The organism is Martinezella lusitana (assembly GCF_900094565.1).
GTDB lineage: Bacteria > Pseudomonadota > Alphaproteobacteria > Rhizobiales > Rhizobiaceae > Rhizobium > Rhizobium lusitanum.
In genome coordinates, this window is sequence record NZ_FMAF01000004.1 from 93,220 (window position 1) to 119,134 (window position 25,915).

Genomic DNA, 25,915 nt, shown 5'->3' on the forward strand with positions numbered 1-25,915 from the left:
CTCCTCCCAAAGGCTCATGAGAAGAGATTACGTCGTTGCGACGAGGATTGAATGCGATTTTCTGGGTTAATATTGCAAATATCTGGCAATCATGCCACGTTCTCGTCATGCCATGCGAAGGAGGACTCGTTGGTTTTCGACAGCGGCATCCATCTTCATGCGCGCGGAGATTGGCACGAGCCCTCGCTGACACCTCGCACGATCCGTTTCCAAAAGGGCCTCTACGCCCAATTCCACCACCTTTTCCTGCTGCAGGTGGGGACAGCAAAACTTATTCTCGAGGGCGAAGACCAAAGGGCTTTTCTTGGGCCGACCATTGCTTATCTGCCGCCGCAGTCGCACTGCGAGCTGCATATGGCGGCCGGTGCTGCCGGTTTCATCATCGGCGCCTCGCCGCAGATCGTGGTCGACGCGATCGGAGACCGGGCGGAATCCTACGCGCTCAGAATCTTCAGCGAACAGCCCTGGTTCATGGCCGCGCCGGATGCCGATGCCGTCGGTGAGGCGCAGCCGCTCGTCGCCGGCTTCGTTCGGGAGCTTGGCGATCCCTCCCGGGCGTCATGGATGGCGATCTCGGCCTATATGCGCCTGATCCTGATGGCGCTTTGGCGGGCAGGCGGCGCGGAAACAGCCGAACAGCGCGGGCGCGGCGGCGGCGCATCGATCCTGCAGAGATATCGGCAATTGGTGGAGACCTGGTTCCGCCAGCATCGGCCGATGACGGACTATGCCCGCGAACTCGGCGTGACCACCGATCGCCTGCATTCCATCTGCCGCAGCGCGCTTGGCCGCTCCCCCGTGCAGCTGCTGCACGAGCGGGTGGTGCAGGAAGCGAAATTGCGGCTGGAGCGCTCGGCCCGCACAGTCCAGGAGATTTCCGACGGCCTCGGCTTTCGTGACCCCACCTATTTCAGCCACTTCTTCAAGAAGAAGACGGGCTTCTCGCCGGCAACCTATCGCGACTTCGCCCGCAGGAGCGAAGTCGCGGAAAGCCATGTCCTGTCGTCGGGCTATGCAGATTGGCCGTAACGACAGCCTGTCGTCAGACGATCAGCCCCTTCATCGGCAGGACATGATCGGACCCGGGAAAGACGTCGCGGGTCAATACAACAGGCGAAGCACCGAGCAGATCGACGGCGATGCCCTTGATCACCGCGCGCAGGTCGGTCGTGGCGGCAAGATCGCGGCCATCGCGCAATTGCGCCTGCTTGAGGCCGGGCCAGTCGGCGATCACCCGGCCGCCCTTGATGGCACCACCGGCGAGAAAGGCAGTCGTGCCGGTGCCATGATCCGTACCCTCGGTGCCATTCACCTGCGCCGTGCGGCCGAACTCGGTCGCAACGACGATCGCGGTATCCTTCCAGGAGGGGCCGAGTTCTTGCTGGAACGCCGCCAACGCATTGTCGAGACCCACAAGCAGCTTGTTCAGCCGATCCACCTCGCCGGCATGGGTGTCCCATCCTTCGAAGGCGAGTGCGGCAACACGCGGGCCATCATCCTGCGCCAGCAGGCGCGCGGCGCCCCTCGCCATCTGCTCCATCCCGGTGGGATCGCCTGGGCCGCCTCGTGCCTTCACGTCGAGGCCGGCTGCGATCTTGCCGGCGGAGATGCCCTCCGCGAGGATCTTCGCGAACAAGGGATCGGTGTGGCTGTAGAGATCCATAAGGCGCGGCGGCAGGTCCTCGCTGACGGGTTGCAAGTTGGACGGCGACCAGCCCAGCACCGGCGCCTTGCCACGAATGACTAGCGGTGCGTTCGCGCCGACCGACAATCCACGGATGGCAGATGAACCGGGCGAGACCTTGCCCCCTTTGGGAAGGCCTTCCAGCATGCGGTTCAACCAGCCGGAATCGACGCGGCCTGGAGTTTCATAACCGGATTCCAGCACATCCTGACCGTCAAAATGCGAGCGGTCGCGATAGGGTGTCGCGCTCGCATGAACGACGACCGCCTGCCCTGCGCGGTAAAGGCCATTAAAGTTCGGCATCGACGGATGCAGCGCAAAGAAGCTGTCGAGCGGAAGCGCAGCATGAGGACCGCTCGTCGTCATGGCGATCGCCTGGCGAAGCGCTTGATAGTCCGGATCGCCGACGGGCGGGACGGCCGTCAGGCCATCGAGCGCACCACGCAGGATGATGGTGATGAAGCGCGGATCGCGGCCGCCGGCGGCATGGGCGAAGCGGGGAATGAAGGCCCAGGCGAACAAGGCGCCGGAAGCACCAAGAACGGCACGGCGGGTGGGAGTCATGAGTTCGCAAGTCATGGTCAGCGCCTTTGAAATTCGGGGGAAAGATAGGCGATCGCAAAGCCCTGGTTCCGGGTTTCCGCACGCGATACCGCCTGCAGCGTTTCATTTGAGAGAAGCGGGCCGAGACTGTCCGAAACGAAGCGCCTTGGATCTCCTTGCGGCGATGCCGCATTGGCGATCATATTGGCGACATCCATCCGCATGCTAAGGCTCTCGCTGGAAGCCCAGACATCGGCAGTGTCTGCAAAGCCGTTCGGGCCGGCCGGCGCCCAAAACGGTTGGCCCATGGCGGTCAGGGTGCCGAGAATGACATTCGGCTTCGGCGTCTCGCCGCTGGCCCTCAGAAGAGCGGCCATGAATTCCAGCGGTGAGCGGACCTTGGCAAGCGCCGGGTTCCAAGCCTCTTCAGAGCCGAGCAGGGCGCGATAGACCGCGGAGAGATCACCATCCGTCTTGGTGAAGGTTGCCGCAACCGTCTGCACGAGCGCCGGCGGCGGCACGTCGGCGATAAAATGCCGGACGAGCTTGGTGGCGATATGCTGCGCGGTTGCCGGATGGCGGGCAAGGTCACGCAGCGCCTCCCGCCCCTGCCCGACGCCGTTGTCGGCATAGGTCAAGCCGAGCAACGTCTGGTCGCCCGGCTCGTGGGCAGCCGCGTTGAAGACGAACGTGCCAGGCGTGCCGAGCTTCCCCTCCGCCCGCGCCACCGTCCAGCCGGTGATGATCTTCGCAAGCGTCGTCACGTCGGTCTGCGTGTAGCCACCATTGACGCCCAGCGTATGCAACTCCAGCGTCTCGCGGGCAAGATTTTCGTTGAGGCCACGCTTCTTGTTGGCATTGGCCTTCGAATTCGGCCCGATCGACTGCTGGTTGTCGAGATAGCCGAGCATGGCCGGATGGGTTTCGACCGCAAGCAGCATGTCTGAGAACCGCCCGAAGACATGTGGACGGATAACCTCCCGCTCGAACGCACCGGCAAGAATGTGGCATTCCTCGCTCTTGGAGATCGCGACGGCGAAATGGTTTGCCCAGAACATGGCCAGCCGTTCGCCGAAACCGATCAGCGGCTGCCGGATGGTGCCGTTGAAACGTGCATCCGCCTCCGCCAGCAGGATCTGCTGCGGAAGATAGGGGGCCGAAGGCTTCTCCAGCTTCTCGACCGCCTTGGTCATTGTCGCTGCCATCTCCTGGGCGCCGGGCTGGGCGCTCGTCGAGCCGGGGAGTTGAGGACCCTGCTGCGGGGCTGGCGCCGGTTTGTCCTGCTGCGGTGTAACGGCCGCAACGGCCTGCTGCCGGGCTTCCTTTCGCTGCTCCTGGAAAGCGTAGAGAGCAACGAGAAGATCGGCTGTGGACTGCAATTGCGGCCCGACCGGAACCGGGACGAAGCGTTCGGTGATCTCTTCAAGCAAAGCGCCGCGCGGATCCGACAGGATCGACGCGATGCCGTTATGGTCCGCTCCTAGCCCGAACCGGGAAAGAGCGAGCGCGGCATAAACATCATTCGATTGCTGAGCCATGTTCCTGCCAACTCCTGCATCAGACATGCTCCTTAAACGCGAGCATCTTTCCGATCCGTCGGTGGGCAAGTGTGATCATTTTGTGGCGGCGGCTTTGGGAACGCCGCGGCGGATCAGGCTTTCGGCAAGAGCGCGGCGTTCGTCATAGGAAAGCGTTGCCGCGAAATCGACGGCGCGTTCCTCGAGCTTCGTCCGCAGGGCGATGTCGGCATTGCGCGCTCGCGCCAAGGCGGCCGACAGTGCCTCCGTATCCAATGTCGGTTGCCCTAGAATGGACGCAGCATCTATTTTGGCCTGCTGCGCCTCGAGAATGGTCGGGCGCTGGTCTTTCCGCGCTTCGTTCAGCGCCGCGCGCAGCGCTTTCCTCTGCGACGAAGGCAGTTGCTCGCCTGCCAAAGGCATCATGGCGGCGCGTGCCTGCGAGTTGCGGATCCATGTCAGTCCTCCGCCTGCCAATGCTCCGATCAGGAAGGTGTTCAGCACCAGCAGAGATATGACCAATATTCGAAAGCTGCGGTCTGTCATTGGCTGTCCTGCCTTATCGCCGCATCCGGCCCGACATCGCCGAACATGGTGGCGGTCCCATCCGATGCGATGACGGTGTCCGACGTGAGGCTGGGCGCCAAAATGGCGATGGCGATACTGCCGGCGAGAGCGCCCGCAATGCCGATGCCGACAAGACCGATGCCGGCGGAACCGAAGCGAAACAAGTTCCTCATCCTCGAGCGGTGGACAAATTTTGCGACTATCCGGCCGTCCAAGCCTTCGTGGCCAGCTTTGAGGACGTATGTGTCGAGCAGCGAATCGAGGTCCGCTGCACGTTCGAGCATGCCGGCTGCCTCGGCACTCCTGGCATGGGCGCGTGCGGCCGCGCGCTCATCTTGCGGCCATCGGCCGATGTCGCCGCCATAGGCGTCGACCATTTCAGCGAACCGCTCGGCACTCATCGGACCCGCCATATGTTCAGCCATCGCTCTGTTCCTTCAATAACAGCAACTGCAAGGAGCGCCTTCCACGCGCAAGCAGGCTTTCCAGCGCATCCACGCTAACGTCCATGATCGCCGCCGCCTCCGCATTCGACAGCCCCTGATAGTAGACCAGGACGATCGCCTCGCGCTGCCGGGGAGCAATCATCTGCATGGCCCGCTCCACGCGCCGCGATGGGTCATCCTCGCTCATCAAGCCGGCGTCCGGCGCCGGACCCTCATATTCGAGGTCGGGCGGGTGCTCGGCAAACACATCCTTGCGCCGACGCAGGTGATCGTAGCAGAGGTTGATCGCCACGCGATGGACCCAAGTGCTGAAGAGGGCATCGCGCTGGCGCCAGCCTCCGGCGTTCCGCCACACACGCAGAAATGTTTCCTGCGCGATATCCTCGGCTTCGGCGGCATCGCCAAGCATGCGGGTGGCCACGGACAGAATCCGCGGCAGCTGCCGCGCGACCATCAGGCGCATCGCCGGAACGTCACCGGCAGCGATGCGACCGAGCAGATCCTCGTCCGGATCGCCACTCCTGGGCACGCGATCCCATTTCATCGACAATCGCCGTCGTCCCGGTTTCGTGAGATGATCGCATAGCACCCCCGTTCCCTGCATTTGACAAGGGTACTTAGCCTATCCGTCAGTCCCGGCGAGCGACGCCAATCCGATCGAAACGTCTCCGACAGCGTGTCTTCCCTTCGATATCGAGCATAGGTTCTCAATGGTTGAACGCTTCGCGCGACGAAATCCGTCGCTCTGATATCATCGATTTTTGCTTTTCCGTTTGCGAGCGCGGCACCTCTGTCGCGGGCAGCACTGAGAACAAGGCGGCTTTCCAGAGAATCGGAGATCGTGCGGCGTCAGGCCCTCGTCCATAAGAGGATGGGCTGCAGGAATGCCTCATTCATAGGGGAAGTTCTTTAAAAGCCGGCCCGCTTGGACAGGGAAGCCCCAACGTCTCTTGTTCAAGCGGGCGGCCCGTTCGCATGATCGGATGCGAAAGGTCACTTTCGATCAGAGGGACAGCAGTTCGTCCGTCTGCTCCTGGTCAGTGGACGCATAAAGGCCGCCGAAATCAGGCATCTGCGGCTGCTGTTGCGCCTTCATGGCCGATTCGAACTGGCTCTGCGTCAGCGATCCCGAACCGGAGGTATCGAGACTCTTGAATAGCGCTGTTGCCTGATCCTCGCTCACGTCGGACGGGCGAGTTGCAACGAACTCGGTTTCGCTGACACTGCCGTCGCCATTGGTATCCATGGAGGAGAACATGCTGGAGAGCTGGTCGTCACTCGACTGGCTGCCCTGAGGCGGCGGAGGAGGAGGCTGCTGGCCCGACTGCATGGCGCTTGCCAGCTGCGATTCGGTAAGCGAGCCGGTGTTCTTCGTGTCGAAGCTTTTGAACAACTGCGTTGCCTGGTCCTCGCTGACATCGGACGGACGAGCGGCAACGAATTCCGCCTCGCTGATATTGCCATCGCCATCGGTATCCATGGCGCGCATCATATCGCTTTGCTTGCTGCTCTGGCTGCTGGTCGCGGAAGACTGCTGAGTGCTCGACGTCGCGCTGGTGGAATCACTCTCCGAGTCTGACGTGGAGCTGTCACTGCCGTTGCCAGACTGCAAGTTGAGGATGATATTCATCAGCTGGGCAACCAGCTGCTCGGCCGAAGCGATCTGAGATTGGTCGGTTGATGACGACGAACTCGTGCTGGAAGAACTGCTGGATGAGCTGCCGGACAGTATGGACGCGACCGAATCGTCCGATGAGGACGACGTCGACTGGGATGTCCGATATGGATAGTAGTTATTTGATAAGACTGAGGTAATGCTCGTCATGGGGCCTCCGAATACGAGCGTTGAGAGGGACTTGAATGCTTTACGCGTATGCGACTTGAACAGGATGTCATGCCGGATCGCGTGACTGCGGCGGCCTGACTTCGACATCGATATGGGCGGATGGGATTGCCGAATGCTGGAGATCAAACTCGCCATGCCCCTGCGATCGGGCGAATGGGCCGTTTCCGGGAGTAATGAATTCAAGGATGTCCAAGGCGAGCGATCGCCATCATGGCGCTATCGGCATCTGCACATTTTTCGATTTTGCACTTCCCAACACGCCCAAACTGCACAAGGAAACTTGCGCGTGGCTTATAGGAGCTTGACGAATACGCCTCAGTACGTTTTCCTTCGTCGATTTTTAGGGAATATCTAAGCTTTGCTGCGTTGTGGCTGTTGCTGGTATAAGGGAGGACCAGTACCGAAACGGCGTTGATGGAGCGACATATAAAAAAGGGGCACAGCTTGAATATTGGCTTATGTGGAGAACCGAATGAGGCGCACTAAGGAGGAGGCGGCAGAAACCCGGAGCGAAATCCTACATTCCGCGAAGGCTCTGTTTCTCGACAAGGGATACGAAAATGTCAGCCTGGAGGAGATAGCCGCAGCAGCCGGTGTTACGCGGGGAGCGGTTCATTGGCATTTCAAGAACAAGCAGGGATTGATGTTCGCGATCCGGGATGAGGCACAGCAGCCATTCCAGGAATTGGCGGAGCGGATGTCGAAGGAATTGCCGCCAAATCCGCTCGATCTTGTGGCGGATGCGATTGCAACGGTGTTCGAGGATATTCAGTACGATCCGCGCAAACGCAGCATGCTGAAGGTTATGATGCATCTCGACATGGCGTTCTGCGATGGAACCACGAACCGCGCGAGTTCCTTCCGGCACGATATGCACGAACACTTCGCGAGAATATTTACCTTGATGGATGCGAACACGAAGCTACCCGCACCCTGGACGCCGGATACGGCTGCCTCCTCACTGACCGCCGTCATCGGCGGGTTGATCACGGAATGGACGCTCGACAGGGGCGATTTCCAGCTCGTCCCTTGCGGACAGATGTTTATCAAGATGGTATTGAAAACCTGGTTCCCGTCGGTCCAGACGCGCGGGATGGCGACATTGGCCCTTTAAATCAAGAAGGATCCGGAGGGAAAGCCGGATCCTTCCTCTTTGATCGGAGGTCAACCGATCAGTGTAAGAAGCCCGACGGATTGGAAACATCAGGCTTCTATTACCTGGCACGAGGCCAGGTAACTTAGGATTAGAAGCTGCGCTCGAAGCGCAGAATACCGGCCCACTGATCCTGGTTCACAGAATCGAAATCGGTATAGGAGACTTCCGGCTCGATAAGCAGGTTCTTGACCGGGTTGAACTTGAGGTTCGTGGTCGCAGCAAAGATCTTCGAGTCGGTGTAGGCGAGCTGGAGGTTCCACTTCAGCTTTTCGTTGATCGGAACGCCAACGCCGCCCCAAACTGCCCAGTCACCCCAGCCGCACTTCGACGGATCGTTAACGGGGCAAGCAGAACGATCAAGGTTAGTGCCGGCATACTTGTTGAGCTTGTCGCCGTCCGTGTTCCAGCCACCCATCAAGAAGGCCGAGAACATACCGAAGTCGGCATCGACGCGAGCCTTGACAGCGCCTTCTTCGACGATGGAGTCATAACCACCGACGACCTTGAAGCCCCATGCGCCAGACTTGAAGCCGGCACCGGCAACAACGTCGGGAGCGTAGTGGTTGGACTTGTCGTCCGTCCACCAGCTGGAGCCGTAGGAAGCGCCCGAGCCGCTGGAGTTGCTGTCTTCGACGGAGACCATAGCCGTGAAGCCGTTGCCTGCATCGTAGTTGTAGGTCAACTGGTTCAGTTCGTACGGGCCGTCATAGATCACGTCGTCGTTGATGACGTCGCCAGCATAACCAATGTAGGAGTTGTACTGCGAGTCGGCCTTACCGACGAGGAAGCCGCCGAGGCTGATGTTGGCAAACAGCAGCTTCGTGGAGGTGGAGTTGCCATCGCTCCAATCCCAACGGATAACCGTATTGGTCTTCAGCGGACCGTATTCGGTGTCGGTCGCGGTGTCGAGGCTGAGCTCGGCACGAGTGTGCCACAGCGTACCGACCTTGCTGTTCGGGTTGTAAGCATCGTACCATTCGCCTTCGGTACGGACACGGCCGCCGACCTTGAGGCAGGTTTCGGTGCCCGGAATGAAGAAGTAGCCAGCACCGTAGGCGTCGCAGATGCGAACGTATTCGAGCGGCTCCGGTTCAGCGGCAACGATAGCGTCGGCCGCATGAGCGCCGGATACTGCCGCCAGCGCAGCAGCCGAGCCGAGAAGAAGACTTTTCAGGTTCATATTAAACTCCTGGTTGTAATATGCATTTCTAGTTTTCCGCGAGTGCAGAGCTGGAATATCACCTCGAAAGCCGGTCGGTCTAAACGCGACCAAGTAGCCCGGCAAATACGCACCTGATGTTGGCTTGAGTCCCCTCTCACCTCCATAATTGATCTCGCGGCAACGGTCATGAAATGCCCCTACCGATCCGGCCGAATACTCGACCGTAAGACAGCTTATGTCCTGCATCCGATTTACAAACGGACAGTATGTTTGTCAATTATGTGAAACCGACCGTAACGTTAGTCTTGGCATCTGTTGCTTAAATGCAACTGCGGGCAGCGGGACAGGCGTGGACCCATTCATTGATGGCGGAAAGGCGCGTTTTTGGGGCCGGCGGAAGTGCCCACGGCCGAGCGCGGCATCGACATCGGTGGCCAATCCGGAAGCCCCGCGACCTAACCCGCCATTTTCGCACGCCCCCGGCAATCATCCCGGCTTCCGTCAACAACGTTCGGAAACTCTCCAGAAACAAAATTCAATAATTCGGTACACACAGAAATGTTGAATCTCCCTAGATTCTTGCGACTCGCGCGCTACCGGAAAGGGCCCAACAGCGAATGACCGAGAATCGGCTGATCTTCATAGCGACACCCTGTTTCGGCGGACTTGTTGCCAAGGATTATATGCAATCCATCTTTTCCCTGATGCAGGTCGGCGCGCAGGCCGGCATACAATTGACGCTTGCACTCCTCGGCAATGATGCGCTGATCACCCGCAGCCGCAACACGCTGGTATCCTCCTTCCTGAACGACACGGCGGCGACGCATATGCTGTTCATCGACGCGGACATCAGTTTCGAGCCCGAGCAGGTAATGCGGCTGCTGAATGCGGACAAGGATGTCGTCGCGGCCATGTACCCCATCAAGGATTACGACTGGGATAGTGCGGCGCGCGCAACCACGCGCACCGGCGAGTCACTCAATGCCGCAGCTCTGCATTATGTCGGCACGCCGCTGGTCGGCCAGAGCAGCGAACGCGATGGTGATTTTGTCAGTGCTATCTATGCGGGCACCGGCATGCTGCTCATCAAACGTGAAGTCATCAAGACGATGACCGCAGCCTATCCCGATCTGCGCTACAGCGCCATCCATGCCTATCCCGGCACCAAACGTTCGCCTGCGACTCAATACGCTCTCTTCGAATGCATGATCGAGGAAGGGACGGGCATTTATTTGAGCGAGGATTTCGCCTTCTGCCATCGCTGGCGGGCGCTTGGCGGCAAGATCTGGCTCGATACCGCCAGCAAGCTTACCCATACCGGCGCTCATCGCTTCGTTGGCAACACGGCGCCCCGCTACTAAGGCGGGTCTATGCCGGAGCGGCCGGAGGAAGATCACAGACAGCGACCGCGATCTTGGCTGCGGGGTTGACAGAGACGGAGGGGAGAGCATAGCCTCCCGATATTCACCAGGGGGGTCCCGACAAGGGGCTGAGATACTGCTGGACAATACGGCTTTGCCTGTTGTGGCGCAGTGACCCGTTGAACCTGATCCAGTTCATACTGGCGTAGGGACGGTGCAAGCGCTCGAAGGCTTCGGATTCACGCGTGGAATCCACAGCCGGCGTCTTTTCATCATTCCGGCTGATTGACTGGGTCTCCAAATGCAACTTGGAGCCTCAAACCATGACCATTGCCGCAAAAAACCTCACCCCAACCGTCACCACCGGCCCGCTGCCGGCATCCCGGAAGATCTACATTCCGGGAGACATCCATTCCGACATCCGCGTGCCGATGCGCGAGATCAGCGTTCATCCGACGGCAGGCGAGCCGCCCGTCGTCGTCTACGATTCCTCCGGCCCCTATACTGTCGAGGGGGCCGAAATCCGCATCGAGCAGGGACTTGCCGGGCTCCGTCGTGACTGGGTGCTCGCTCGTGGCGATGTCGAAGCCTATGAGGGCCGCCATGTGCGCCCTGAGGACAACGGCTTCGTCAGTGCCGATCGGCTGACCCCCGAATTTCCCGGGCGCCGCCAGCCGCTGCGCGCCAGGGACGGCAAGGCTGTCACGCAGCTTGCCTATGCGCGGGCCGGCATCATCACCCCGGAGATGGAATTCATCGCCATTCGCGAAAATCTCGGCCGCAAGGCAAAGGCCGAAGCCTTGGTCCGCGACGGCGAGAGCTTCGGCGCGCATATTCCCGATCATGTAACACCGGAATTCGTCCGGCAGGAAGTCGCCGCCGGACGGGCGATCATTCCCGCCAACATCAATCACCCGGAGGCAGAGCCGATGATCATCGGCCGGAACTTCCTGGTGAAGATCAATGCCAATATCGGCAACTCCGCCGTTACCTCCTCGATGGCGGAAGAGGTCGAGAAGATGGTCTGGGCCGCCCGCTGGGGTGCCGATACCGTCATGGATCTCTCCACCGGCCGCAACATCCACAATATCCGCGAGTGGATCATCCGCAATTCGCCGCTGCCGATCGGCACCGTGCCGCTCTATCAGGCGCTGGAGAAGGTCGAAGGCGTTGCCGAGAACCTGACCTGGGAGGTCTATCGCGACACGTTGATCGAACAGGCCGAACAGGGCGTCGACTATTTCACCATCCATGCCGGCGTGCGGCTTCACTACATCCCGCTGACAGTCAATCGCGTCACCGGCATCGTCTCGCGCGGCGGCTCGATCATGGCCAAATGGTGTCTCCATCATCACCGCGAGAGCTTCCTCTACGAGCATTTCGAGGAGATCTGCGATATCTGCCGCGCCTATGACGTCTCCTTCTCGCTGGGTGACGGCCTTCGCCCCGGCTCGATCGCCGATGCCAACGATGCGGCGCAATTTGCCGAGCTCGAGACGCTCGGTGAGCTGACGAAGATCGCCTGGGCCAAGGATTGCCAGGTGATGATCGAAGGGCCCGGCCATGTGCCGATGCACAAGATCAAGGAAAACATGGACAAGCAGCTCGCGGTCTGCGGCGAGGCGCCCTTCTACACGCTCGGGCCGCTGACGACCGATATCGCGCCGGGTTACGACCACATCACCTCTGGGATAGGCGCTGCCATGATCGGCTGGTTCGGCACGGCGATGCTCTGCTACGTCACGCCGAAAGAGCATCTCGGCCTGCCGGATCGCAACGACGTCAAGACCGGCGTCATCACCTACAAGATCGCCGCTCATGCCGCCGATCTCGCCAAGGGACATCCAGCGGCGCAACTGCGCGACGATGCCCTGTCGCGGGCGCGATTCGAATTCCGCTGGGAAGACCAGTTCAACCTTTCGCTCGATCCCGACACCGCCCGCAGCTTCCACGACGAGACCTTGCCGAAGGAAGCCCACAAGGTGGCGCATTTCTGCTCGATGTGCGGCCCGAAATTCTGCTCCATGCGGATCTCGCACGACATCCGCGCCGAGGCCCAGAAGGAGGGACTGGACGCGATGGCGGCAAAGTATCGCGAAGGCGGCGATCTCTACATGCCGATCGATAAGCCAGCGCATCCGGCCGAATGAGATGCGTATCCTTGTCAAAGGGGCCGGCGTCGCCGGCCTCACGGTCGCGCATGAATTGCGCGTTCGCGGCGCAGAAGTGACGATCTTCGACCCCCGCCCGAACTTCGATCATGCCGCTTCCTGGCTCGCCGGCGGCATGCTGGCGCCATGGTGCGAGCGGGAAAGCGCCGATGAGGCCGTGCTTACGCTCGGCCGCGATGCCGCCGACCGATGGAATGCGATCCTGCCGGGTAACGTCGTGCGCAATGGGACGCTCGTCGTCGCGCCGACGCGCGATCACGGCGAACTAAAGCGATTCGCCAGCCGCACGGCCGGCTATCGCTGGGTGGAGGAGAGCGATATCGCGACACTCGAGCCAGCCCTTGCCGGACGTTTCAGACAGGGGCTGTTCTTTCCTGAGGAAGCCCATCTCGATCCGCGCCGGGCGTTGCATTCGTTGAAAGAAGGATTATTGGCGAAGGGCGTCGCCTTTACCTGTGACGATGTGAACGAGGACGAGTTCTCCGAGATCGTCGATTGCACGGGCGCCGCCCGTATCGGACACGCCCCGGATCTGCGCGGCGTACGCGGCGAAATGCTCTATCTGCGCACGGAAGAAATCGCGCTTGCCCGGCCTATCCGCCTGCTGCATCCACGCTTTCCCGTCTATATCGTTCCTCGCGGCAACGGCCTTTTCATGCTCGGCGCGACCATGATCGAGACCGAATTCGATGGACCGGTCAGCGCACGCTCGCTGATGGAACTGCTGAATGCTGCCTACGCGCTGCATCCTGCCTTTGCGGACGCCGCCGTCATCGAAACCGGCGCCGGTATCCGCCCCGCCTTCCCCGACAATCTTCCGCGCGTGACGCGGGAAGGCAAAGTCGTCGTGATCAATGGTTTCTATCGCCACGGTTTCCTGCTCGCGCCGGCAATGGCGGCGGAGGCTGCCGATCTCGTCCTTTCCGAACAGACAAAGCAAAGGAGTTCCCGATGCGCCTGATCATCAATGGCGAAGCCCAGACGATCGCCGCAGCCACACTTTCGCAACTTCTGGCTGCACTCGACTATGAGGGCGACTGGCTGGCGACCGCCGTCAACGGCGAAGTCGTCCATCGAGAGGACCGCGATGACCATGCATTGAACGACAACGACAGGATCGAGATCCTGACGCCAATGCAGGGAGGCTGAACCATGCTTGATCTTTATGGAACCCCAATAGAGTCACGCCTTCTTCTCGGCACCGCGCGTTATCCCTCGCCCATCGTCCTCGCAGAAGCGGTCAAGCGATCGGGGACAGGGATCCTCACCGTGTCGCTGCGCCGCGAAACGGCCGGCGGGCGCAATGGCGGCGCTTTCTTCGACATGATCCGTGAGCTCGGCACTCGCGTTCTTCCCAATACCGCCGGCTGTCATGGCGCATCCGAGGCCGTGCTGACGGCGAAGATGGCGCGCGAGGTGTTTCAGACCAACTGGATCAAGCTGGAGGTGATCGGCAACCACGACACGCTGCAGCCGGACGTGTTTGCGCTCGTCGAAGCAGCTCGCATTCTCTCCGGCGAAGGTTTCGAGGTCTTTCCCTACACGACGGACGATCTGGTGGTGGCCGAACGGCTGCTCGAAGCTGGATGCAAGGTGCTGATGCCCTGGTGCGCGCCGATCGGAACGGCGGCGGGACCGCTCAATCTTTCCGCCCTTCGCTCGATGCGGGCGCATTTTCCCGATATTCCATTGATCGTGGACGCCGGTATCGGCCGGCCCTCCCACGCTGCCATCGTCATGGAGCTCGGCTTCGATGCCGTGCTGCTGAACACAGCAGTTGCCGGCGCCGGCGATCCCGCTGCCATGGCGGAAGCCTTTGCGAAGGCGATCGATGCCGGCAGGCAAGCATTCGGCGCAGGCATGCTGGAGCCGCGCGACATGGCGGTGCCGTCGACGCCCGTGATCGGAAAGGCGGTTTTCGCATGACGCTCGATCCGTTCTACCTGATCGTCGATAGTGCCGCCTGGATCGAAAGGCTGGTGCCGCTCGGCGTCAAGCTGGTGCAACTGCGCATAAAGGATCGTCCGCCGGCGGAGATACGCGCCGACATCCGGCAGGCAAAGGCCGTCTGCGCGGCACATGGATGCCAATTGATCGTCAACGACTATTGGAAACTCGCCATCGAGGAAGGCTGCGATTTCATCCATCTGGGTCAAGAGGATCTGGCGGCGGCCGATCTTGGCGCGATCCGCGCGGCCGGCTTGAAACTGGGCCTATCGACGCATGACGAGGCGGAGCTGGCGACAGCACTTGCGGCGCATCCTGATTACATCGCGCTCGGTCCGATCTATCCCACCGTGCTCAAGGCGATGGCCTGGGCGCCGCAAGGTCTGGAACGCATCGGCCAATGGAAGGCCAAATTGCGCGAGATCCCTCTTGTCGCGATCGGCGGGCTGACCGTCGCGCGCATTGCCGGCGTGTTCGAAAATGGCGCCGATAGCGCCGCCGTCGTCACCGACATCACACGCAATCCCGATCCCGAATCACGGACGCTCGAATGGATTAGGGCAACGCACGATCGCATTCCAACCAATTAATGCGGCGCGAGATCACAGCGCCGACACCGGTTTTCAAAGGCTTAGCGCCGATGAACGGCGCATTCATAAAACATTCAGGTGAACATAATCATGCTTAGAACGTTAGATAAATGACTCGCGCATTCGCTGAGCATGAAGACTGCTTTGGAGGTAGTCATGATAAAGAAAACAATTCTTACGGTTTTGCTGGCCGCTACGGTCGTAGGCGGCGCACTCGCGCCCGTCAGCAACGCACAGGCGCAGTATTATGACGGGCGCCCGCCCTATCGGGGCGACTGGCGTGGACATGACGATTGGCGCCGCCATCATCACCATGGCAATGGTGGTGCAATCGCAGGCGGCGTCGCCGCAGGTCTCCTCGGCGGCCTGATCGTCGGTGGCGCACTTGCCAACCGCGGCCCGGTTTACGAGGCACCTCCGCCGAGATGCTGGCTGGAGAACCGCGAGGTTCAAAACCAGTATGACGACGGTTGGCACTACGAGCGCGTCCGCGTCTGCAATTAAGCAATCAACTGGGCATCGGCTCCAGGCTGGTGCCCGGCTTGATAAACCAACTTGGATTGCCGGCGGCCGAAACCGCCGGCAAACTGTTTCTATAGCCTTACGGACGCAAGCCGTTTGCAGACCTAAAGGCCATGTGTTCCCGGATAGGGGCTGCGCTCGGGAAAGGCGCGGCCGGCAAGACTTTCCGGTTCCGGCTGCCAGATTTCCACGCGAAGCGGATAACACGGCGCCAAATCGCTCGAATGGCCGCTGCCGCAATCGCCGCCCGGACACGCCGATAGTGCGCCGAGAAGATCGATCTCCGCAAAGAATTCAATGAAATCGCCAGGACGCACCGGGCTCGCCTTCATAAAATATTGGTGCGTGTCGCGCGTAAAGCCCGTGCACATGAAGACGTTCAGCACGTCATGGACATGGGCCTCCGCCTCGCGGACAGGAATGTTCATTTCAGAGGCGAGCGCTCGCGACAGGTTTGAATGGCAGCAGTGGTGATAGTCGTCGCCTTTCAGCAGACGGTTGGTATAGGGATCGCAGCGCGTGCCGATGACATCGTGGATGCCGGCGCCATCGGCGTCCCAGCCATACCAGCCGAGCGTGTCATAGGTGATCGTCGCCATCGGCCGCAGATAGGGCAGAGTGCTCCACAGCCGGTCGCCGACGCCGACATGCGTGGCATGAAGCGCGCGGGTCTTGCCGCTGAAGAAGCGTTCGGAGAGGTCGGCGGCGTTCCAGAGATTGAGGTCGCCGACCTGCGAACCCTCCGTGCTGACGATGCGAAAGAAATGCCCTTTCGGCACGCGGAAGCTGCCGGCTTCGCGCGGCGGCACGATGATTTCCGCGATCTTGCTCATGCTTCGCCTTGCGGCATGCAGCACATCCAGACCGGCCGGCGGCAGCGTTTCATTCGGATAGACGACAACCGGCGGCTTGCTGCGCCGTTCTTCGGCGTCGGAGGGAGCGGGCATGTCGATAGTCCTGTGCATCACAATCCTTCATCCTTTACCGATTCACCTACCTGCTTCATTCCGCGAGCGAGGCAACGGTTTCGGCTGCACTCTAGCGAGATCAGCCCATTGCACAACGTCGATTGTCCTTGCGCTCTGGCTAAGTTTTACTTAGCCATAACCTATGCGTCATATCCCTCTCGCCTCCCTTCGCGCCTTAGAGGCGGCCGTGCGTCATGAGAGTTTCGTCAAGGCGGCCGCAGAGCTCAATCTGACGGCGGCCGGCGTCAGCCAGCATGTGCGGTCGATGGAGAACTGGCTCGGCGTTTCGCTGTTCATGCGTCATGCCCGCGGCGTGACGCTGACGGCAGCGGGCCGCGAATTCGGAGCGGCGGTGGCAAACGGCCTTGGACATATCGATATCGCCGCCAGGCAATTGAAGCTCGAGGCCCATGACCGGCCGGTCAGCGTCGCCTGCATCGCGTCCGTCGCCACCCGCTGGCTGATCCCGCAATTGCCGGCATTCAGGAGAGAGCATCCGGATATTCGCATCAACATCGTCTATGCGCTTGATGCAATGACGCCGGAGGCTGCAAGCGTCGATCTGCTGATCCGCCACGGGACGAGACCAGGAGCGGCCGCTATCGCGCTATTGAGCGGCGAGACGCGGCCGACCTGCTCGGCAGAGTTCGAGCTTCGTCATGGGCCAATCACGGCACCAACCGACCTGATCGACGCGGACCTTCTGCATGACGAAACCACAAGCTCCTGGGCGCGCTGGTTCGCGCTTGCCGGTATCCGCGCGCCTCCGAAACCCGGACCAATCTTTGCCGATTTCAGCCTGATGATCGGATCGGTTATCGGTGGGCAGGGCATCGGCCTCTGCCCGACCGCGCTGATTACCGACGAGCTGGCCAATGGAACACTCGTCACGCTCTTCGACACACCTTCGGACATGGACAAATCCTATTGGCTCATCGAAGCCAACCGCCTTTCCGCTGAAGCAGAAATCTTTCGCGACTGGCTCATTGCAGTAAGCCCGACATCCCGAAACAGTCAGGGCACCTGAGGCTCGTGCACAACGGGGCAGCGAAGCGATCGACGAGGCGCCCTTGCCGTTTCAAAGGCTTTCCGCCGTGACGGTCAGAAAGCGTACCGGCTCGGCATCGATATCGGTATCGATCAGGCCGAGGCGCTTCAACGTCAGGTCGATGGCGCGGCGCGCCTGCACTTCCGGGGCCTGATCGAGAACGATCGTCATCAAGCCTTCCTTCAGGTAGCCGCGCGTCGCATCCGAAAGTTCATGGCCGACCCAGAAGACCGATTGCTTACGGCGGCGGCGAAGAACCGTCGCGATTGCGGCGTTGTCGCCGCCGGCGCTGTAAAGACCGGCAATATCGGGATAGCGATCGAGGGCGCTGGACAACAGTTCCATCGTCTTCATCTCGTCATCCTCGTCGAACATGACTTCGGCAAAGCAATGGGATGGGTTCGCATTCGCAAGCAGATAGTCGGAAAAGCCGCGGATGCGCGCCTTGTGGTTCTCGTAGGCCCCGCTGTGACAGAGGGCGACGAAGGTGCCCGCGCACCCGGCCTGCATGCGCGCCATATAAAAGGCGGCGGTGCGTCCGGCCGCCTCGTTGTCGATGCCGACATAGGCAAGTTCCGGTGCCGGCCGCGTCATGATCTGCACGACAGGGATGCCGCCGGCGGCCGCCTTGCGGACGCTGCCGACCACATCGGGGTGATCGGGCGCGACGACGATGAGCGCCGAACGGCGGGCTTGCGGGGTGGCGATATGGCGTGAAAAATCGGCTGGGTCATTTTCACGCGCAAAGGTCCGCTGGATGAGAATATCCTTGTCGAGCAAGGCGGCGATGCGTTCGAAGGCGCGATTGAGCCTGGAGTAGAAATAGGTTTCCGGCCGAAGCAGCACAACTTCGATGCGCACCAGCCCGTGCCTTGTGCCGGCAGGCGGTGTGCGATAGCCAAGCCGTTTGGCTGCAATGAATATTTTCTCCGCCGTCTCAGGCAGCACATTGCCGCGCCCGTTCAGCGCTCGCTCCACCGTGGCAGCACCGACACCGGCAGCGGCAGCCACATCCTTCAGCGTAACTTTCGCCACGTCTCCCCCATCTTCTCCCATAGTCCATGATCAGATCTGATCATAGATTCGCGGCCGCCGAAAGAGGGCTTCGGCTTCAGCCAAAGCGGGCCACAAGGAAATCGATCGCGCTCCGCAACATCGCGGTGGGACGGCGATCCGGCGCATAGACCAGATGCATCGGTGTCGGCTTGTACGACCATTGCGGCAGCACAGGCTCCAGCCTGCCCGCATCGAGATCGGCTGCCAGGAGCAGCTCCGGCTGCAGGGCGATACCGGCGCCATGCAGGGCGGCGATGCGGAGAGCCGCCCCCTGGTTCGTGGTGAACCTGCTGCTGGTAGCGATCTCGCGCGTTTCGCCCCCGGGACCGACCAAATGCCATCGACCTTGGGTGCGCCAATAGGAATGGCCAAGGCACATATGGTTGGCGAGCTCCTCGGGCCTTTCCGGCCTGCCGCAGCGGTCGAGATAGTCGGGCGATGCCGCGAGAATCCGGCGATAGGGTTTTAGCGGGCGTGCGACCAGATTGGTATTCGTCAGGGCTCCGATATGAATGCCAAGTTCATAGCCCTCGCCGATCAAATCATGAGGGTTGTTGTCGAGCGCCAGATCGACGCTGACTTCAAGATTCTGACGCAGGTACTCGACGAGAGCCGGGACGAGACTTTGGGTCCCGAAACTGACCGGCGCGACGAGCCGCAACCGGCCACGCGGCGCCGATTGCAATTCCGACGCCGATGCCTCGGCCAGATCGACCTCCGTCAACACCGTCTTGCATCGCTCATAATAGAGCTTGCCGACCTCGGTCAGCTGGTGGCGGCGCGTGGTGCGATGGAGCAATCGTGCGCCGAGGCGCTGTTCGATCGTCCTGATATGCTTGGCGACCATGGTGGCCGATACCTGGCTGGTCTCCGCCGCAGCTGCGAAGCTCCCATGCTCGACGACCCTGACGAACATCGCCATACCAGCCAACTTATCCACGATTACATACCTATAGGTTCGGAATGAAGCGAATGGCAGCGTATTTATCGATTTCTGGTTTTGCAAGATAGTCGGAGATGCCTAATCTCAGGCTATCTTCTATCAAGGAGCCGTCATGCCCATCTTGCGCTTGGAAATGCATCCCGGACGCACACAGGACCAGAAGCGTGCCTTCGTTCGCGAAGCGACCAAGGTCGTCGTCGAAACGCTCGTTTGCCCGCCGGAATCGGTGGAAATCATCATTACCGAGATTTCGAAGGAATCCTGGGCGACGGCGGGCAAACTGAAATCGGATGGCTGAGAAGGTCCGATCTGATCATCATTGGGCCTGACGACCAAATCGGCCGTCAGGCCTCGTTCGTCGTCAAGCTCCGACGCCCCCAGCCCTCGGCCCAATCCATCAGACGGGCCAATTCCTGCTTGAGGGCATGCGAACGGATGATATCGGCGGCGTGGTCGATATTGGTGCGCGGATTGTAAAATGCGCCGATCTCCTCGCCGCTGTCCCGTCTTGCAGCCTCCAGGCGGGACTTTACTTCCTCCACTTCGGCCTTCACCGCAAAGTACCGCTTCATGACCTCAATGAGGTCGCGGTCGCTTGCATTCATTTCCATGCATACTCCACCTTACTAATTTTAGCCCTTCGCAATGATCCGATTCGAGTGGCGAAATCTAGATCCTTGTTTAGCCGGCGAGATGGTTGCGATGGATGAGGCAGGATCGCAGCGCGGCAAGCAGCGGAATTGCGGTGCGAACTACGACCAGTTTTCCTTGACCGACTGCATCACCACATTGGTCGATGTGCTCGCCACGAAAGGCAGGCTGGAAATCTTCTCGCCCAAGACGATACGGTAGCGACGAATATCTGATGTCCGCACTTTCAGAAGATAATCGAAGCGGCCGGCGATCATATGGCACTCCTCGATTTCCTTGATCTTCTTGACTGCATTGTTGAAGCTGAGCAAAGCTTGCTCGCGCGTATCCGTCAGCTTCACTTCGGCAAAGGCGACATGGTCGAGGCCGAGCTTGATTGGATTGAGCACCGCCTTGAAGCCATCGATATAGCCGGAATCGATCAGTTTCTTCAGTCGTGCCTGGCAAGGGGTCTTGGAAAGACCGACCCGCTCGGAAAGCTCGGTGATCGACATGCGGCCGTCTTCGACCAGTGCATCGAGAATCTTTTGATCGAACTGGTCTATTTCACTGGATTTTATCATTTTTGTAGGCATTCCTATTTGAAATACGGGCTATTGAAGTCCAATATGACTAGAAAGCCGCAGTTTCAAGGCGGAACGCCTTTCCAGAATGAAGTATGTTTGCATCGAAGCAACGGGAGAGCTGCAGAAGGCGAAATTGCTCGCGCCTGCCAGGCTACCGGGACCCTTGCACCTTGAGGTTATCATGACTGTCACTGCCACACTCGCCGCCGAAGAACCATCGCCAGACGCCGCCCCATTCGCGCAGTTCGCACCCCCTATCCAGCAGCAAAGCCCGCTTCGAAAGGCGATCACGGCCGCCTACCGCCGCCCGGAAACCGAATGCCTCCCTATGCTGGTCGAGGCTGCCACTCTGCCGGAGCCCGTCCGCGAGGCTGCGAAGAAGACGGCGAGGACACTGATCGAAGCGCTCCGCGCCAAGCACAAGGGCGATGGCGTCGAAGGCCTGGTGCATGAATATTCGCTATCGAGCCAGGAAGGCGTGGCGCTGATGTGCCTTGCCGAGGCGCTGTTGCGCATTCCCGATACCGCGACGCGTGACGCCCTGATCCGCGACAAGATTGCCGGGGGTAACTGGAAGTCGCATCTGGGCGGCGGTCGCTCCATTTTCGTCAATGCCGCGACCTGGGGCCTGGTGGTGACCGGCAAGCTTACGTCGACAGTCAACGACGGCGGGCTGTCGGCATCGCTGACGCGGCTGATCGCGCGCTGCGGCGAGCCTGTCATCCGGCGCGGCGTCGACATGGCCATGCGTATGATGGGCGAGCAATTCGTCACCGGCGAAACGATCGACGAGGCGCTGCGGCGCGCCCGCACGCTGGAGGCGAAGGGCTTCCGCTACTCCTACGACATGCTCGGTGAGGCCGCGACGACGCATGCCGATGCCGAGCGCTATTATCGCGACTATGAAACCGCGATCCATGCGATCGGCAAGGCTTCGGCCGGCCGCGGCATTTACGAAGGGCCGGGCATCTCCATCAAGCTTTCAGCCCTGCATCCCCGCTATTCGCGCTCGCAGGCCGACAGGGTCATGGGCGAGCTGCTGCCGAAGGTGAAAGCGCTCGCCCTCCTCTCCAAGCGATACAATATCGGCTTGAATATCGATGCCGAAGAGGCCGACCGGCTGGAGCTATCGCTCGATCTGCTGGAGGCGCTTTGCCTTGATCCCGATCTTGCTGGCTGGGATGGAATGGGCTTCGTCGTGCAGGCCTATGGCAAGCGCTGCCCCTTCGTCCTCGATTTCATCATCGATCTCGCCCGCCGCTCAGGCCATCGGCTGATGGTCCGCCTCGTCAAGGGCGCCTATTGGGACGCCGAGATCAAGCGTGCCCAGCTGGATGGCCTCGAAGGCTTCCCGGTCTACACCCGCAAGGTCTACACCGACGTCTCCTACATCGCCTGCGCCAAGAAGCTGCTCGCGGCAACCGATGTAGTCTTCCCGCAATTCGCCACGCACAATGCGCAGACGCTGGCGACGATCTATCAGATGGCCGGAAACGATTTCTCCGTCGGCAAATATGAGTTCCAATGCCTGCATGGCATGGGTGAACCGCTCTATGAGGAAGTGGTCGGCGCCGAAAACCTCGGCCGCCCGTGCCGGATCTACGCGCCCGTCGGCACGCATGAAACGCTGCTCGCCTACCTTGTCCGGCGCCTGCTGGAAAACGGCGCCAACTCCTCCTTCGTCAACAAGATCGCCGATCCCGCCGTTCCCGTCTCCGAACTGATCGCCGATCCTGTCGAACGCGTGCGCGCAATGCCCATCATGGGCGCCCAGCACGACAAGATCGCCCTGCCCGCCGACCTGTTTGACGGTGCTCGAAAGAATTCTGTCGGCATAGATCTTTCAAACGAAGCGGCGCTTTCCGATCTGTCTATTGAACTGCACTCCTCCGCTGCCAGGGAATGGATTGCAAAGCCGTCGCTCGCTGATGGCTCTGAACGCGGCGAGAAGCGCCCAATCCTCAACCCCGCCGACCATTCCGATATCGTCGGTCAGGTTGCCGAGCTTAATCCTGAGGACGCGGCCGAGGTGATGCGCCTTGCAGCCGGCGCTGCTGCCTCATGGGCCGCCGTCAGCCCGGATGCGCGGGCAACGATGCTGGAGCGTGCCGCCGAGCTGATGCAAGGCGAGATGCCGTTGCTTGTAGGCTTGGCGATCCGCGAGGCGGGCAAGTCGGCTGCGAACGCCGTCGGCGAAGTCCGGGAAGCCATCGACTTCCTTCGCTATTATGCCGCGCAAGCGCGCGAGGTGTTGAAGCCCGACAGCGTCCCGCTCGGTCCGGTCGTCTGCATCAGCCCCTGGAACTTCCCGCTGGCGATCTTCACCGGCCAGGTTGCTGCTGCACTGGTCGCCGGCAACCCGGTCGTCGCCAAGCCGGCCGGCAATACACCGCTGATTGCCGCCCAGGGTATTCGCATCCTGCACGAAGCCGGTATTCCGCACGACGTTCTTCAATTCGCGCCGGGCAGCGGCAGGATGGGCTCGGCTCTCGTCGGTGCGCCGGAGACTGCCGGCGTCATGTTCACCGGTTCGACTGAAGTCGCCCGGCTCATTCAGGCGCAGCTTTCCGAACGGCTGTCGAAATTCAACAAGCCGATCCCGCTGATCGCCGAGACCGGTGGCCAGAACGGCATGATCGTCGACTCCTCGGCGCTCGCCGAACAGGTGGTCGGCGATGTGATCGCTTCTGCCTTCGACAGCGCCGGACAGCGCTGCTCGGCTCTGCGCGTGCTGTGCCTGCAGGAGGAAATCGCAGATCGCACGCTGACCATGCTGCGAGGCGCGCTTCGCGAACTGTCCGTTGGCCGAACCGACAGGCTCGCCATCGATATCGGCCCTGTCATCGACGACAGCGCCAAGCGCGGCATCGATGAACATATCGAACGCATGCGCAAGCTCGGCTGCGCCGTCGAGCAACTCGACCTTCCCGCAAGTGCCGACAAGGGCACATTCGTCGCCCCGACGATCATCGAGCTGAAGAAGCTGAGCGACCTCAAGAAAGAGGTGTTCGGACCTGTCCTCCACATCATTCGCTACAAGCGCAAGGGGCTCGACAAGCTGATCGACGATGTCAATGCATCCGGCTACGGCCTGACTTTCGGCCTGCATACGCGGCTCGACGACATGATCGCCCATGTCACCGGGCGCGTGCGGGCGGGCAATCTCTATGTCAACCGCAACATCATCGGCGCCGTTGTCGGCGTCCAGCCCTTTGGCGGCCGCGGCCTTTCCGGCACAGGCCCGAAAGCGGGTGGACCTATGTATCTGCGCAGGCTCGTCGCCTCTTCGACAGAACCCTTGCGCGACGCCACTGTACAAGTCGATCCGGCCGCCCTGGAATTTCTCGCCTGGCTTGAGAGCAAGGGAGCAGCAAAGCAGGCGCGCGCCGTCGCCGGCCAATCATCATTGGGCTTCAACGCCGAGCTGACAGGCCCCGTCGGCGAATTGAACCTCTATGCGCTGCATCCCCGCGGCAGGATCCTGCTTATTCCCCAGACCGCACTTGGCCTGCATGTCCAGATCGCTGCCGCGCTTGCGACTGGCAATTCGATCGCCATCGACGCTTTATCCGGCCTGCAGGACGAGCTTCAGAACCTGCCGGCCGCCGTCACAAGCCGCATCTCCTGGACAAAGGACTGGGCTGCGGACGGACCTTTCGCCGGCGCGCTCATCGAAGGTAATGCCGAGCGCATCGCACAGGCCGTCAAGACCATCGCCACACTGCCCGGCCCGCTGGTGCTGACGCAGGGCGCCTCGAGCGAGGAAATCGCCAACAGCACGGACGCTTATTGCCTGAACTGGCTATTGGAAGAAGTGACGACCTCGATCAACACCGCCGCAGCCGGCGGCAATGCAAGCCTGATGACCATCGGATAACGTCTTTCGTAACCTTGATGCATGCGGCAGTCGAACCCTTGCCGAGGGTTGGCTGCCGCCTTTTTTATTGATCTGCCTTCGATCGTAAACCCTCCCAAACTCGCCCCGGCGCAATCGCCGCCACGCGCTCTTCTTGCGCCTCGAGCGCCATGAACCGGTGCGCTCAAAAATATTTGAGAAAAGCTTTTCTCATCTTGACTCTCATAGTGAGAAAAGCTTTTCTCATGAAAAATCGAACGGGAGAAAACATCTGGAAAACCAGCGTGCGAGAGGCGGCCGGGCAACGATTCACGATGTTGCAGCGGCTGCGGGCGTGAGCATTTCCACGGCATCGAAAGCCCTGAACAATACCGGTCGCATGGGTGACGACACTCGCGAGCGGGTCAAACGCATCGCCGCCGAGATCGGCTTTCGCCCGAACGCATTGGCAAAGGGACTGCTCAGCAATCGCACCTTCACGATCGGTCTTCTGACCAACGATACATATGGCCGCTTCACGCTGCCTGTTATGGCCGGCATCACGGAAGCGCTCGTCGATCACGGAGTTTCGGTCTTCCTCTGCACGATCGAGGACGATCCGGCGCTCGGAAAGGTTCATGTGGACGCCATGCTGGACAAGCACGTCGACGGCATCATCGCCTCGGGGAAGCGGATCGACCGCCGCCTGCCGGTGGATCTTTCCAACCTGCCCGTGCCCGTCGTCTATGCCTTTACCGAGGGTGCGCCCGATAGCGTCACCTTCTGCGCCGATGACTTTCAGGGCGCGGCCCTTGCCGTCGAGTGGCTGAAGGGTCTTGGCCGCCACCGGATCGCCCATGTGACCGGCCCGGAGAGCTTCGTCTCGGTGCGCGAGCGTGCCCGGGCCTATCGCGAGCTTGCCGGCGACACGCTGCCGGTCATGTACGGCTCCTGGTCGGAGGCGTGGGGACATGAGGCGGTGGAGCAACTGTGGAGCACAGCCGGCGCAAAGCCGGATGGTATTTTTTGCGGCAACGACCAGATCGCCCGCGCGGTCGTGGATGCGCTGCGCGAGCGCAGCGTGCGGGTGCCGGAGGATGTCTCGGTGGTCGGCTTCGACAATTGGGAGATCGTCGCGGCGCAAACGCGGCCGCCGCTGACGACGGTCGACATGAATCTCAAGGCGCTCGGCAGAGAAGCCGGGCTGACGGTTCTGGCGCTGGCGGAGGGACGCACCGTCGAACCGGGGATCAGAACATTGCCCTGCGAACTCGTCGTGCGGCAGTCGTGCGGGGGAGACCCCAATCTTTAATTGAGGAAAAGGGGCACACGGGAG

25 protein-coding genes and 1 riboswitch are annotated in these 25,915 nt (G+C 61.0%); of the genes, 13 read left to right on the forward strand and 12 right to left on the reverse strand.

The genetic code is table 11. The annotated features are described in order from the left end of the window. The first annotated feature begins 129 nt into the window (after nucleotides 1-129). The gene (locus GA0061101_RS09805) at nucleotides 130-1,029 is read left to right on the forward strand and encodes a helix-turn-helix transcriptional regulator (RefSeq protein WP_037192232.1); all 900 of its coding nucleotides are present in this window, start codon (nucleotides 130-132) and stop codon (nucleotides 1,027-1,029) included. A 13-nt stretch (nucleotides 1,030-1,042) separates the two neighbouring features. Here GA0061101_RS09805 and GA0061101_RS09810 read toward each other — a convergent pair whose 3' ends face one another. The 6 genes from GA0061101_RS09810 to GA0061101_RS09835 all read right to left on the reverse strand — a co-directional run bounded on the left by GA0061101_RS09810 (nucleotide 1,043) and on the right by GA0061101_RS09835 (nucleotide 6,387). Then, nucleotides 1,043-2,263 (reverse strand): DUF1501 domain-containing protein, encoded by a 1,221-nt coding sequence (locus GA0061101_RS09810; protein ID WP_037192235.1) that lies wholly within the window; start codon nucleotides 2,261-2,263, stop codon nucleotides 1,043-1,045. Between the two features lie 2 nt (nucleotides 2,264-2,265). Next, nucleotides 2,266-3,765 (reverse strand): DUF1800 domain-containing protein, encoded by a 1,500-nt coding sequence (locus tag GA0061101_RS09815; protein ID WP_037192237.1) that lies wholly within the window; start codon nucleotides 3,763-3,765, stop codon nucleotides 2,266-2,268. Nucleotides 3,766-3,840: 75 nt separating this feature from the next. Further along, the gene (locus tag GA0061101_RS09820) at nucleotides 3,841-4,290 is read right to left on the reverse strand and encodes a periplasmic heavy metal sensor (RefSeq protein ID WP_037192241.1); all 450 of its coding nucleotides are present in this window, start codon (nucleotides 4,288-4,290) and stop codon (nucleotides 3,841-3,843) included. Beyond that, on the reverse strand, nucleotides 4,287-4,736 hold the full coding sequence (locus GA0061101_RS09825) for a hypothetical protein (protein ID WP_037192243.1): 450 nt from the start codon (nucleotides 4,734-4,736) through the stop codon (nucleotides 4,287-4,289). The genes GA0061101_RS09820 and GA0061101_RS09825 overlap by 4 nt, the downstream gene beginning before the upstream one ends. Continuing rightward, a complete protein-coding gene (locus GA0061101_RS09830) occupies nucleotides 4,729-5,361 on the reverse strand; it encodes an RNA polymerase sigma factor (protein WP_081938685.1) in 633 nt (210 codons plus the stop codon). The genes GA0061101_RS09825 and GA0061101_RS09830 overlap by 8 nt, the downstream gene beginning before the upstream one ends. Nucleotides 5,362-5,760: 399 nt before the next feature. Continuing rightward, nucleotides 5,761-6,387: an EF-hand domain-containing protein gene (locus GA0061101_RS09835; RefSeq protein ID WP_245297460.1), complete on the reverse strand. Its 627-nt coding sequence runs from the start codon at nucleotides 6,385-6,387 to the stop codon at nucleotides 5,761-5,763. Between the two features lie 688 nt (nucleotides 6,388-7,075). Here GA0061101_RS09835 and GA0061101_RS09840 point away from each other — a divergent pair. Beyond that, nucleotides 7,076-7,717 carry a TetR family transcriptional regulator gene (locus GA0061101_RS09840; protein WP_037192247.1) on the forward strand — a complete coding sequence of 214 codons (642 nt, stop codon included), beginning with the start codon at nucleotides 7,076-7,078 and terminating at the stop codon, nucleotides 7,715-7,717. Between the two features lie 130 nt (nucleotides 7,718-7,847). Here the strand turns inward: GA0061101_RS09840 and GA0061101_RS09845 are convergent, their stop codons facing one another. After that, nucleotides 7,848-8,939, reverse strand: coding sequence for a porin (locus GA0061101_RS09845; RefSeq protein WP_037192250.1), 1,092 nt, complete (start codon nucleotides 8,937-8,939; stop codon nucleotides 7,848-7,850). A gap of 599 nt (nucleotides 8,940-9,538) precedes the next feature. Between GA0061101_RS09845 and GA0061101_RS09850 the strand changes: the two genes are divergently transcribed. The 7 genes from GA0061101_RS09850 to GA0061101_RS09880 all read left to right on the forward strand — a co-directional run bounded on the left by GA0061101_RS09850 (nucleotide 9,539) and on the right by GA0061101_RS09880 (nucleotide 15,494). Continuing rightward, nucleotides 9,539-10,282: a hypothetical protein gene (locus GA0061101_RS09850; RefSeq protein ID WP_037192252.1), complete on the forward strand. Its 744-nt coding sequence runs from the start codon at nucleotides 9,539-9,541 to the stop codon at nucleotides 10,280-10,282. Nucleotides 10,283-10,380: 98 nt separating this feature from the next. Further along, a riboswitch (TPP riboswitch) is annotated at nucleotides 10,381-10,512 on the forward strand. Nucleotides 10,513-10,605: 93 nt separating this feature from the next. Further along, a complete protein-coding gene (gene thiC / locus GA0061101_RS09855) occupies nucleotides 10,606-12,432 on the forward strand; it encodes a phosphomethylpyrimidine synthase ThiC (protein ID WP_037192254.1) in 1,827 nt (608 codons plus the stop codon). Between the two features lies 1 nt (nucleotide 12,433). Continuing rightward, nucleotides 12,434-13,414: a glycine oxidase ThiO gene (thiO, locus tag GA0061101_RS09860; RefSeq protein ID WP_037192256.1), complete on the forward strand. Its 981-nt coding sequence runs from the start codon at nucleotides 12,434-12,436 to the stop codon at nucleotides 13,412-13,414. Beyond that, complete coding sequence (gene thiS / locus GA0061101_RS09865; RefSeq protein ID WP_037192258.1) at nucleotides 13,405-13,602, forward strand: sulfur carrier protein ThiS; 198 nt, start codon at nucleotides 13,405-13,407, stop codon at nucleotides 13,600-13,602. Before thiO ends, thiS begins: the two co-directional genes overlap by 10 nt. Nucleotides 13,603-13,605: 3 nt before the next feature. Then, nucleotides 13,606-14,379: a thiazole synthase gene (locus tag GA0061101_RS09870; protein ID WP_037192260.1), complete on the forward strand. Its 774-nt coding sequence runs from the start codon at nucleotides 13,606-13,608 to the stop codon at nucleotides 14,377-14,379. Continuing rightward, nucleotides 14,376-14,990, forward strand: coding sequence for a thiamine phosphate synthase (locus GA0061101_RS09875; protein WP_037192263.1), 615 nt, complete (start codon nucleotides 14,376-14,378; stop codon nucleotides 14,988-14,990). The genes GA0061101_RS09870 and GA0061101_RS09875 overlap by 4 nt, the downstream gene beginning before the upstream one ends. A gap of 156 nt (nucleotides 14,991-15,146) precedes the next feature. Next, nucleotides 15,147-15,494 carry a hypothetical protein gene (locus tag GA0061101_RS09880; RefSeq protein WP_037192265.1) on the forward strand — a complete coding sequence of 116 codons (348 nt, stop codon included), beginning with the start codon at nucleotides 15,147-15,149 and terminating at the stop codon, nucleotides 15,492-15,494. 122 nt (nucleotides 15,495-15,616) lie between these two features. Here GA0061101_RS09880 and GA0061101_RS09885 read toward each other — a convergent pair whose 3' ends face one another. Continuing rightward, entirely contained in the window at nucleotides 15,617-16,477 is an 861-nt protein-coding gene (locus GA0061101_RS09885) for an urea carboxylase-associated family protein (RefSeq protein ID WP_037192267.1), read from the reverse strand. Nucleotides 16,478-16,622: 145 nt separating this feature from the next. Between GA0061101_RS09885 and GA0061101_RS09890 the strand changes: the two genes are divergently transcribed. Beyond that, on the forward strand, nucleotides 16,623-17,507 hold the full coding sequence (locus GA0061101_RS09890) for a LysR substrate-binding domain-containing protein (RefSeq protein ID WP_037192269.1): 885 nt from the start codon (nucleotides 16,623-16,625) through the stop codon (nucleotides 17,505-17,507). Nucleotides 17,508-17,558: 51 nt separating this feature from the next. Here GA0061101_RS09890 and GA0061101_RS09895 read toward each other — a convergent pair whose 3' ends face one another. Together GA0061101_RS09895 and GA0061101_RS09900 are read right to left on the reverse strand one after the other, a co-directional pair. Further along, nucleotides 17,559-18,563, reverse strand: coding sequence for a LacI family DNA-binding transcriptional regulator (locus GA0061101_RS09895; protein WP_037192271.1), 1,005 nt, complete (start codon nucleotides 18,561-18,563; stop codon nucleotides 17,559-17,561). Nucleotides 18,564-18,639: 76 nt separating this feature from the next. Further along, a complete protein-coding gene (locus tag GA0061101_RS09900) occupies nucleotides 18,640-19,524 on the reverse strand; it encodes a LysR family transcriptional regulator (protein WP_037193143.1) in 885 nt (294 codons plus the stop codon). 115 nt (nucleotides 19,525-19,639) lie between these two features. Between GA0061101_RS09900 and GA0061101_RS09905 the strand changes: the two genes are divergently transcribed. Then, entirely contained in the window at nucleotides 19,640-19,825 is a 186-nt protein-coding gene (locus GA0061101_RS09905) for a 4-oxalocrotonate tautomerase (protein WP_037192273.1), read from the forward strand. Nucleotides 19,826-19,871: 46 nt separating this feature from the next. Here GA0061101_RS09905 and GA0061101_RS09910 read toward each other — a convergent pair whose 3' ends face one another. Continuing rightward, nucleotides 19,872-20,138, reverse strand: a complete 267-nt coding sequence (locus tag GA0061101_RS09910) for a hypothetical protein (RefSeq protein WP_037192275.1) — start codon at nucleotides 20,136-20,138, stop codon at nucleotides 19,872-19,874. 141 nt (nucleotides 20,139-20,279) lie between these two features. Further along, entirely contained in the window at nucleotides 20,280-20,741 is a 462-nt protein-coding gene (locus GA0061101_RS09915; protein WP_034506732.1) for an Lrp/AsnC family transcriptional regulator, read from the reverse strand. Between the two features lie 184 nt (nucleotides 20,742-20,925). On the opposite strand from GA0061101_RS09915, the gene putA reads away from it, so the two are divergent. Both putA and GA0061101_RS09925 read left to right on the forward strand, forming a co-directional pair. Then, nucleotides 20,926-24,621 (forward strand): trifunctional transcriptional regulator/proline dehydrogenase/L-glutamate gamma-semialdehyde dehydrogenase, encoded by a 3,696-nt coding sequence (gene putA, locus GA0061101_RS09920; protein ID WP_092573625.1) that lies wholly within the window; start codon nucleotides 20,926-20,928, stop codon nucleotides 24,619-24,621. A gap of 250 nt (nucleotides 24,622-24,871) precedes the next feature. After that, nucleotides 24,872-25,891 carry a LacI family DNA-binding transcriptional regulator gene (locus tag GA0061101_RS09925; RefSeq protein ID WP_051963328.1) on the forward strand — a complete coding sequence of 340 codons (1,020 nt, stop codon included), beginning with the start codon at nucleotides 24,872-24,874 and terminating at the stop codon, nucleotides 25,889-25,891. Nucleotides 25,892-25,915: the final 24 nt, after the last annotated feature.